Raw genomic sequence first — 9,006 nt, forward strand, 5'->3', positions numbered from 1 at the left:
TGTTAACGAAAGTGACCCCGGCCGATTGGCCAGGGTCACTTCGTCTTTGAGGAGAACTAGTTGGTTACTGCTGCATCAGTAGGCAGATCTGAAGGAGTCGGCATCATCTTGCCACCCTGCATGTCATCCATGTCGTGCTCGAGGTCACGCATCATGTCATCCATGTCACCTGGCATGTGCAGGTTGCCTTCTCCAGGCATGATGTGGATTGTTCCACCCCCGCTGATAGGGCCTTCGAATCCGCGGTCAAAGCCACCAGCAAGGCTGCCCACGAGGGCAATCCAGATGGCGAAGAAGAAGGTGCCAATGATGATCAGCGCGCCGCTGACATAGACAGAGATCTTGGCAGGAAGGTTATTCTTTCCAGCTTTGTGAGACCAGACCCACGCGATAATACCCATGGCAAGTGCAGGAATCTGGAAAAAGAAGGAGAAGACCAGCGCAACAATACCGAGGGTCTGACCTGGGTAAGTGGCGTGAGCTGCGTCAGAAGCGGTGGGTGCTTCAGTCTTGGGCGCTGCAACTTTTGCAGCTGCTGCCTTTGTGGTCTTGGGCTCTTCAGCAGGATCAAAAGTAGTGGGGGTGGACTTAGCCATCATGTTCTCCAATAAGGGGATGTTGTGTTTCCACGGTATCCAGAGAACCTATGCGCCAGCTGTGAGAAATATAAGAGCTAGCCTAGAGAAATGGCGACTCCTCCCCCTCAAGTTTCGATTCACATACGCGCGTTCATTACCTGGCTCACCATTTTCCCCTTGGTGGCACTGGGACTGACGTTCCTCATGCCAGCACTGGGAGATATGCACCCGATTCTTAAGGCACTGATCTTGACCTTGATCGTGGTTCCCCTTGCGGTGTACCTGATCGTCCCCAGGCTTCTGGGGCTCTACGTGAAACTCAGCTCCAAGAAGAGCCAGAAGAACTAACTAGGAAGGGTTGATGCCGAAGGCAACAGCCAACTTCTCGATTTTCTCTGCACGGCCCAAACGAGGCAGGTCACTGCCGTCACGAACCACGCGTCCACGTGCTTCAAAGTCCGCCAAGAAGGTCCGTGCCCACGCGACATCAGACTGTGTGGGGCTAATGGCTTCGTTGATGACGGGGATCTGATCGTGGTTCAAGCAGAGCTTGCCCGTCATGCCAAGTGCGACTGCGTGCTCAGACTTCTCACGCAGGATGCCGTAGCTGGTTCCCACGGTTGGTCCGTCAATTGGCCCAGGCAGGTTTCCAATACGGCTTGCAACAACGAGGCGTGAGCGTGGGTATGCCATGGCGATATCTTCCACGCTTGTGCCGGTATCGCGCCGGTAGTCACCGCTGCCGAAAGCGAGGCGGAATGCGCCGCGAGCGCAGGCAATCTCTCTTGCTTCCTCAATACCCAGAGCCGACTCCACGAGTGCAAGCACGCGGGTTTTACCGCCCAGGCGGTCAAAGGTTTCTGTGACGTGTGAGCCGTCTTCGGTCTTAGCGAGCATCACACCGAGAAGACCTGGGATATCACGCAGCTGGTCAATGTCATCTGACCAAAAATCGGAGGAGCGATCGTTGATGCGAACCCACGCTTCATTGGTTTCCAACCACTTTGCAACCTCATCGCGAGAAGCAGCCTTCTGCGAGGGGTCAACGGCATCTTCGATGTCGAGGACGATCTGATCTGCCTTGGTGGCAGCTGCGGCATCGAACTCTTCTGTCTTTGCACCGTTGACGAGCATCCAAGAGCGGGAAATTTCTGCGGAAACCATTCCTCAACCCTACTTCGAGAGGAAGTCAGTAATGTTCTTCGCCATTTCCAGGGGAGATTCCACGACAGCGATGTGAGATGCGCCCGGAATCACAACCAAACTCGCACCGGGAACTTGTTCAGCAATGAAAGCTCCTGCTGAGACGGGTGCGCCCGGGTCAATCTCACCGGAGATAGCTAACACGGGCACGGAAATGCCTGCCAAGAAAGGGCGAGCATCGTAGTTTCCGAGTGCTTCACAGGTCTTGATATAGCTGGCGTCATCTGTGGCGACCACCATGTTCAGAACCTTCTTAACAGCATCTGGCGACTTAGCGATGAAGTCATCTGAGAACCAGCGAGGTGGAAGCATCGGAACCAGTGAAGCGGTTCCTGAGTTGCTCACCTGAGCAATTCGCTCTGCCCAGCCTTCTGGTCCACCCATATAGGCAGCAGAGCACACCACAATCGAGTGCTTGATGCGCTCGGGGTATTTGTGTGCCAATTCGAGTGCGATTGCTCCGGAAACCGAGACACCGGCATAGTCAAACTTCTCCACCCCAAGCTCATCTGCCTTGGCAACGAGTGCATCTGCGATCTCTTCAAGCGTGTAGGAATCGGAAGGAACTGGAGACTGTCCGTGTCCTGGCATATCGAAGCGCACCACGGAATACTTCGCTGCCAGTGTGGGCAGCGCTAAATCCCAGAGGTGGGTGTCTGTGCCGAGGGCGTTTCCCAGGAACAGAACATTGTCTGCGCCGGTGAGCTCGGCAACAGGCTTCTCGGAAACAGTAAAGAGGGCAGGAACAGTCATAGCTTCACCTTAGCCAGAGCGGAACTACTTCACTACGTCCTTGAGTGCAGCAACAATGCCATCGAGATCCTCAGGGTGAACCAGAACACCTCGATCAATGGTGTTACCGGTGTCAATGCCCTGAACAAGGCGCTTCAGAGGAATTTCGAGACGCTTGCCCGTGGCTGTTCGGGGAACACTGGGAACCCACACGATGACATCGGGAACGTGACGAGGAGAGAGTTCAGTGCGAATGAAGGTCTTGAGTTCCTTCTCTGCCGCTGCGGCGTCCAGATCTCCTGCAGCAACGGCTAGCAGTGCAAGGACGCCCATGCCACCATCTGGATCTTCGAAGTGGAGCACGAGAGTGTCTTTGAGCTCAGGTCTCGGATCGAGAATCGCATAGAACTCAGCTGTTCCCAAACGAACACCACCACGATTGAGGGTGGCATCACTGCGGCCTGTAATCGCCCAAGTGTTGCGCTCGGTGTGGATTAACCAGTCACCGTGACGCCAGATGCCAGGCCAGGTATCGAAGTAGCTGGCGGAATATCGCTCAAAGTCTTTGTCTCCCCAGAAGAAGGCAGGCATCGAGGGCAGTGGTGCCACACAAACAAGTTCACCAGGTTCTCCAGAAACTTCCTGCCCATCAGGACCCCAGCTATAGACCGCTGCGCCCAGAGGGCGCACGGCCATCTCGCCTGCATTGACGGGAGAAAGGGGCGAACCACACACAAAACCACTGCAGATATCTGTCCCGCCAGAAGCCGGGGCGAGTACGAGGTCAGAGTTCACCTCGGCATAGACCCAGCCGGCAACATCTGCTGCCAGAGGCGAACCAGAACATTGAATCTCGCGCAGGCGAGAAAGGTCCCAGGTCTTACCGGGAGTCAACCCTGAGTGCGCACACACAGCCAGGTAGGCAGAACCAGTGGTGAGGTAGGTGGACTTGGTTTCTGCGAGCACGGCCCACTGTGACCATTCCCCATCAAGAGCCGGCCAACCAGGATCGCCATCCATGATCACCATCGCGGCGCCCACGAGAAGGGAGGAGACGCTGAGTGTCCACACCATCCAGCCAGTGGTGGAATACCAGAACGTGCGGTCACGGTCAGAAATATCGAACTGGAGAGCAATGTCTTTGTAGTGCTCCAGAAGTAGTCCGCCGTGGCAGTGCACAATCGCTTTGGGCTTTCCGGTCGTTCCCGAAGAAAACAGAATCACCAGTGGGTGCTCGAACGCAACGGGAACGAATTCCATCGGTGCAGTGTTCTTCGTGAACTCTGCATACGAGGTGACTGCGGCTGGAGTCTCCCTGTTCTGGTCGAGGTAGGGAAGTAGAACAACCTTCATTGCAGGAAGGGCAGCGCGAATACGTGAGAGCTCCTCGATGCGAGAAACTTCCTTCGCGCCCCATTTGTAGCCATCAATGGCAATCATCAGGCTGGGTTCTAGCTGCTCAATACGGTCGAGCACGCTCTGTGGCCCCATCTCAGGGGGAACAGAACACCAGATAGCACCCAGCGATGCTGTTGCAAAATACAGTGCCACTGTCTGGGGAATATTGGGCAAATAGCCCACGACCCGGTCACCTTCGCCGATTCCTTGTGCAATCAAACCAGTTCGCTGCGCAGCAATCTCATCCAGTAGACGCTGGCCCGTCCACTCGGAAGAGCCCGTCGTTTGGCTGCGGTTGATCAGGATTGGGGCATCTGCGTGTGTTACAAGTGCGCGGTGGATGTGCTCGGCAAAGTTCAGCCGAGCACCAGGGAACCATTCGGCTCCCGGCATAGTCTTCTTACCCAACACAGCCGTGTGCGGAGCGTGGGAAATAATCTCGAAGTGGTCCCAGATGGACTGCCAGAAGTCTTCGAGGTTCGCCACAGACCAAGCCCATGCCTGGTCGTAGGTGTCGAAGTGAACGCCATGTTGAGCCTCGACCTGTTCAAGGAAACGACCCATCTCAGTGGTGTTCCACAGATCACGGGGCAGGGCAGGGCGAAGTTCAGTTCCCAGTGTTGTCGACATTGACGTTCCTTCCAGTAACTCCAGAGCGTTAGTAGCTCTGGCCAGACTTCTTGAGTTCTTCTAAACGGGCTGCGAAGCCAGTGCAGGCTTCCTGAAGTGAGGAGTAGCACTCTTCAATATCCGCGCGGTTGTCGTAGTTGACCACACCGCAGGCGGCTTCAATCTTGCCGCCGACAAAGACCGGTGCCGCGATTGCAACAGCTCCCGGGAGATATTCACTTGCCGAGTAGGCATAGCCCCGGTCACGAACGTTGGAAAGCTCTCGAAGAAGGGTGCGCTTCGAGGTGATGGTCCCCTCGGTGTATTTGGTCAAGGGTGAATCTACGACCTGATCGATGAGACCTGAATCTGAATATGCCAAAAGAACTTGTCCCACAGCGGTGGCATGCAGAGGAATACGCGAGCCAATCCTGCTTTGAACGGGAACACCGACTTCGCTCGTGAGCTTCTCCACATAGACAGCGTCTAAACCATCCAGCACGGCAAGCTGCACCGTTTCTCTGGTTCGGTACTGCAGGTTCAGAAGGAACGGCATTGCTATTTCGCGCAGACGACCGTGCACAGGAGTGAGTAAACCCATCTCCCACAGCTTGATACCCAAGCTGTAAAAGTTAGAACCGTCACGCTGCAGGAAGCCACCGTCTTCGAGCTCACCCGCCAAACGGAAAACTGTTGCCACGGGTAAACCCGTTGCTCGGGAGATCTGACTCAGGTTCAGCCTGGGCGTCACTGCACTAAAAGCGCCAAGCACACTCAACGCCCTCGCCGTGACGGACTTCGAGGGAGTGGGCGGAGTTGAGCTCGTGGTGGACATCGTGGTTTCACTCTAAGTCAGAACAGTAAGAAATGTCAGTAATAGTTTTTCACTGAATGAAAAAATTAGTTGCACTGCACTGTAATACCGGGGAAACTGAGGACAGGTTTACAACGTTGTCATCGTCGACACCACCGAATACGAGGTCCTCATGTCTGAAACTCCTAGCTGGCAAGAACTGCTTGATCTGGTTGAACAGCTCAACAACAGCGACTACGAGAACGCAAGCGTTCAGTTTGGGAACGTCTCAGTACGCCTCTCAAAGAATGAGAATTTCACCGAGGCCCCCGTTTCCTCAGCTGCACCTGTTACTGCCGCTCCAGCCGCGCCTGCAGCAGTAGCCCCGGCTGCACCGGCTGCACCGACTGCACCGACTGTTCCAGCCGGAGACACCATTGATGCACCCATGATTGGCGTCTTCTACCGACGCCCCTCACCCGGTGCGGACGAATTCGTCAAGCCTGGAGACACTGTCACCGCAGAGACCACCATCGGCATCATCGAGATTATGAAGCTGATGAACCCCGTCGTGGCCGGTAAGGCAGGAGTACTCGGTGAGTTCTTGGTTGAAGACTCCCACGCGGTGGAGTTCGGTCAGCCCCTCGTTCAGATCACACTGAACTAATCACGGCCATGACCACCACAGATAAGCCCGTCGTCCTCGTCGCAAACCGCGGCGAGATTGCGATGCGCATCATCGCGGCTGCTCGCCGCATTGGCGCATCTCCTGTTCTTGCCGCCAGCGTTGCTGACGCCAACTCCCCTGCCGCCAAGGCAGCTGACCGGGTCATCGTGATTGGTGCCGCCCAGGCCAACCTCTCATACCTACGCCCTGAGCAAGTGGCGCAGGCCGCCGTGAACGCCGGCGCAGCCGTTGTTCACCCGGGCTATGGCTTCTTGAGTGAACAACCCAAGCTGTGTGAACTTCTTGAAGAAGAAGGCATTGCCTTTGCAGGCCCTCGCCCTGAAACACTGCGTGCTGTCGGAGATAAGGGAAGCGCTCGCCTCGTTGCGATTGATGCAGACGTTCCTGTTGCCCAAGGCATTGAGATCAATGACCCCAGCGAAGTGCGCGCACTGGGCGAGAAACTCGGCTTCCCCCTGCTCATCAAAGCAATCCACGGCGGTGGCGGTCGCGGTATTCGCTTGGTAACTAACCTCGATGAGCTCGAAGAGCTTGCTCCGCAGGCCGCACAAGAAGCAGAGGTTGCCTTTGGCAATGGTGCTCTCTATCTCGAGCGCTATTACGGTCTGGCACGTCACGTGGAAGTACAGGTCTTTGGAGATGGTGAAGGTAACGCCTGGATCTTCGGCGACCGCGACTGCTCTGTGCAGCGTCGCCACCAAAAGCTCATTGAAGAATGCCCAGCCCCGGGTCTCAGCGAAGCACGCCGCAAGATTTTGCATGACTCTTCACGCCGTTTGGTGAAGGCATTGAAGTATCGCGGTGCAGGCACCGTGGAGTTCCTCGTCGACACCCAGAGTGAAGACGTGGTCTTCCTCGAGGTCAACGCCCGCATTCAGGTTGAACACCCCGTGACCGAAGAAGCATTCGGCGTGGATTTGGTTGCTGCCCAGCTTCGCTTGGCATTAGGTATGGATCCTGAGCTGCCACAGGTGGGACCTGTTCCTCCCGTGAGCGTGATTGAACTTCGCATCAACTCCGAAGACCCTGACAACAACTTCATGCCGAACTCCGGTGTTTTGACCGAAGTCACCTGGCCCAAGGGTCCTGGTATTCGTATTGATACTCAGGTGGAGACTGGTTACAGCTTCCCTCCCTATTACGACAGCCTGATGGCCAAGTTGATTGTGCGAGCACACGACCGCAAGGCCGCCGTCGCAGGCGCACTTGCCGCAGCACAAAACACGACGATTGCAGGGCTCAAGACAACACTCCCCATGCTCGAATACGTACTCTCCCACGATGATTTCATTGCCGGAGAAGTCCCCACCAGCTGGTTTGGACCGATTTGGGAAGAACGAAAGGCAGCGAACAATGACTGAGATGAGTTTGACTGGCGAAAAGCGTCGCCAGGGTCCCGTCAAGATCGTTGACACCAGTATTCGAGACGGCAACCAGAGCCTCTGGGCTGCCACTGGCATCACCACCGGCATGGCCGAAGCCATGGCACCTATCTATGAGCGCATGGGTCTGCACGCCCTGGACTTCACCAGCTCCACTCACCTGGTGATGGGAACCAAGTTCCACGGTGAAAATCCGTGGGAGCGCATTAGCCGCGTTCGTGCTGCTGCCCCCAACACTCACCTGTCTTGCATCACCACCGGCATGCGCTTCATGTCGTGGGAGAAGGCTGAAGAGTCGGTGTATCGGATGTCGTTGCGTGTGATGGCTCGCCATGGCCTCAGCCGCATCATGATTGCCGAGCCTGGAAATGACATCGAGCAGACCATGAAGGTTGCTCGCTGGGCAAAAGAGGAGGGCATCACTGATGTGCTTGCCGGTGTGGTTTACACAACCAGCCCAGTGCACACCGATGAGAAGTTCTTGGCAGCGACCACGGCATACGCGAACTGCGCTGACATTGACTCGGTCTACCTCAAAGACCCCGGTGGCCTGCTGACCGCAGAGCGCACCAAGGAACTCGTTCCGAAGATGCGTGCAGCACTGGGCACCAAGACCTTCGAACTCCACAGCCACTGCACCACCGGCGCCGCACCGCATCTCTACCTCGTGGCAGCCGAGCTCGGCGTGGATGTTCTTCACACCGGTATGGGGCCACTCTCTAACGGAACTGCCCAGCCCAGCTTGGAGCATGTTCTGGCTAACCTCGATGCTTTGGGTATCGAGGTTGATCTGGACCGAGAAGCAGCGACCGAAGGTGCTGCCCTTCTCTGGGACTTCGCCAAGAAGCAAAAGCTTCTTCCTGGCACCCCCAACGAGTATGACCTCAGCTTCCACAGCCACCAGGTTCCTGGCGGCATGATGGGAACCCTCAAGCGCCAGCTGGCAGAAATCGGCATGAGCGATGCTCTTCCTGCCGTGATTGAAGAAGCCGGTCAGGTGCGTGCAGATCTGGGATATCCCATCATGGTGACCCCGTTCAGCCAGTTCGTGGGAAGCCAGGCACTGATGAACGTCTTGGCAGCAAAGAGTGGCCAGGAACGTTACAGCCGCATCCCTGACGAAGTTGTGAAGTTTGTCATTGGCGACTTCGGCACCCCCGAAGGCGAAATCATCCCTGAGATCTTGCAGCGCGTGGCAGATAACCCTCGCGTTGCTGAGCTCAAGGCAGCTCAGCGTGAGCGCACCCTCGAAGAACTTCACGCCGAATACACCGGTAAGTTTGGCAAGAAGCTCAGCGAAGAAGATCTTCTTCTGCGCATCGTGATGCCTCACGACCAAGCAGAGATTGCCATCAACGCAGCACCAGCTCCTGCGTGGTCACCCGGTGCTCGTGTGTCTTCTGGAACGGGTTCTGTGAACTCCGTTCAGGAGTTCATCGATGCCGCGAATGCGTTACCAACGTGGAAATCCCTGTCCGTCCAGCGCGATGGCGCAACAGTTTCTCTTTCTCGATAACTCCTAGGAATACTTATGACTCACAGCAGCCTTCTCCCCCGCCTCAAGGCAACCCAGGGCATCATGTTCGACATTGATGGCTGCCTCGTCATCTCAGATGGCCCCAG

At 56.2% G+C, this 9,006-nt stretch carries 9 protein-coding genes; 4 read left to right on the forward strand and 5 right to left on the reverse strand.

Going from position 1 to position 9,006, the window contains the following annotated elements; genetic code table 11:
• Positions 1–56: 56 nt before the first annotated feature.
• Positions 57–596, reverse strand: a complete 540-nt coding sequence (locus Q0362_RS03185) for a hypothetical protein (RefSeq protein WP_298119688.1) — start codon at positions 594–596, stop codon at positions 57–59.
• A gap of 90 nt (positions 597–686) precedes the next feature.
• Between Q0362_RS03185 and Q0362_RS03190 the strand changes: the two genes are divergently transcribed.
• Positions 687–926: a hypothetical protein gene (locus tag Q0362_RS03190; RefSeq protein ID WP_298119690.1), complete on the forward strand. Its 240-nt coding sequence runs from the start codon at positions 687–689 to the stop codon at positions 924–926.
• On the opposite strand, the gene Q0362_RS03195 is transcribed toward Q0362_RS03190, so the two are convergent.
• Genes Q0362_RS03195 through Q0362_RS03210 form a run of 4 tightly spaced genes read right to left on the reverse strand, consistent with a single transcriptional unit; the run spans position 927 to position 5,355 of the window.
• Positions 927–1,742 carry a CoA ester lyase gene (locus Q0362_RS03195; RefSeq protein WP_298119692.1) on the reverse strand — a complete coding sequence of 272 codons (816 nt, stop codon included), beginning with the start codon at positions 1,740–1,742 and terminating at the stop codon, positions 927–929.
• 9 nt (positions 1,743–1,751) lie between these two features.
• Positions 1,752–2,534 carry an alpha/beta fold hydrolase gene (locus Q0362_RS03200; RefSeq protein ID WP_298119694.1) on the reverse strand — a complete coding sequence of 261 codons (783 nt, stop codon included), beginning with the start codon at positions 2,532–2,534 and terminating at the stop codon, positions 1,752–1,754.
• A gap of 24 nt (positions 2,535–2,558) precedes the next feature.
• Complete coding sequence (locus tag Q0362_RS03205) at positions 2,559–4,541, reverse strand: acetoacetate--CoA ligase (RefSeq protein ID WP_298119696.1); 1,983 nt, start codon at positions 4,539–4,541, stop codon at positions 2,559–2,561.
• 28 nt (positions 4,542–4,569) lie between these two features.
• On the reverse strand, positions 4,570–5,355 hold the full coding sequence (locus tag Q0362_RS03210; protein ID WP_298119699.1) for an IclR family transcriptional regulator: 786 nt from the start codon (positions 5,353–5,355) through the stop codon (positions 4,570–4,572).
• Positions 5,356–5,506: 151 nt separating this feature from the next.
• Between Q0362_RS03210 and accB the strand changes: the two genes are divergently transcribed.
• The 3 genes from accB to Q0362_RS03225 are packed head-to-tail and all read left to right on the forward strand — an operon-like array spanning position 5,507 to position 8,899.
• On the forward strand, positions 5,507–5,980 hold the full coding sequence (gene accB / locus Q0362_RS03215) for an acetyl-CoA carboxylase biotin carboxyl carrier protein (RefSeq protein WP_298119701.1): 474 nt from the start codon (positions 5,507–5,509) through the stop codon (positions 5,978–5,980).
• Between the two features lie 8 nt (positions 5,981–5,988).
• Positions 5,989–7,362, forward strand: a complete 1,374-nt coding sequence (locus Q0362_RS03220; RefSeq protein ID WP_298119703.1) for a biotin carboxylase N-terminal domain-containing protein — start codon at positions 5,989–5,991, stop codon at positions 7,360–7,362.
• On the forward strand, positions 7,355–8,899 hold the full coding sequence (locus Q0362_RS03225; protein WP_298119705.1) for a pyruvate/oxaloacetate carboxyltransferase: 1,545 nt from the start codon (positions 7,355–7,357) through the stop codon (positions 8,897–8,899). Before Q0362_RS03220 ends, Q0362_RS03225 begins: the two co-directional genes overlap by 8 nt.
• The last annotated feature ends 107 nt before the right edge of the window (positions 8,900–9,006 follow it).

It is taken from the genome of uncultured Aurantimicrobium sp. (assembly GCF_936931525.1).
Lineage (GTDB): Bacteria > Actinomycetota > Actinomycetes > Actinomycetales > Microbacteriaceae > Aurantimicrobium.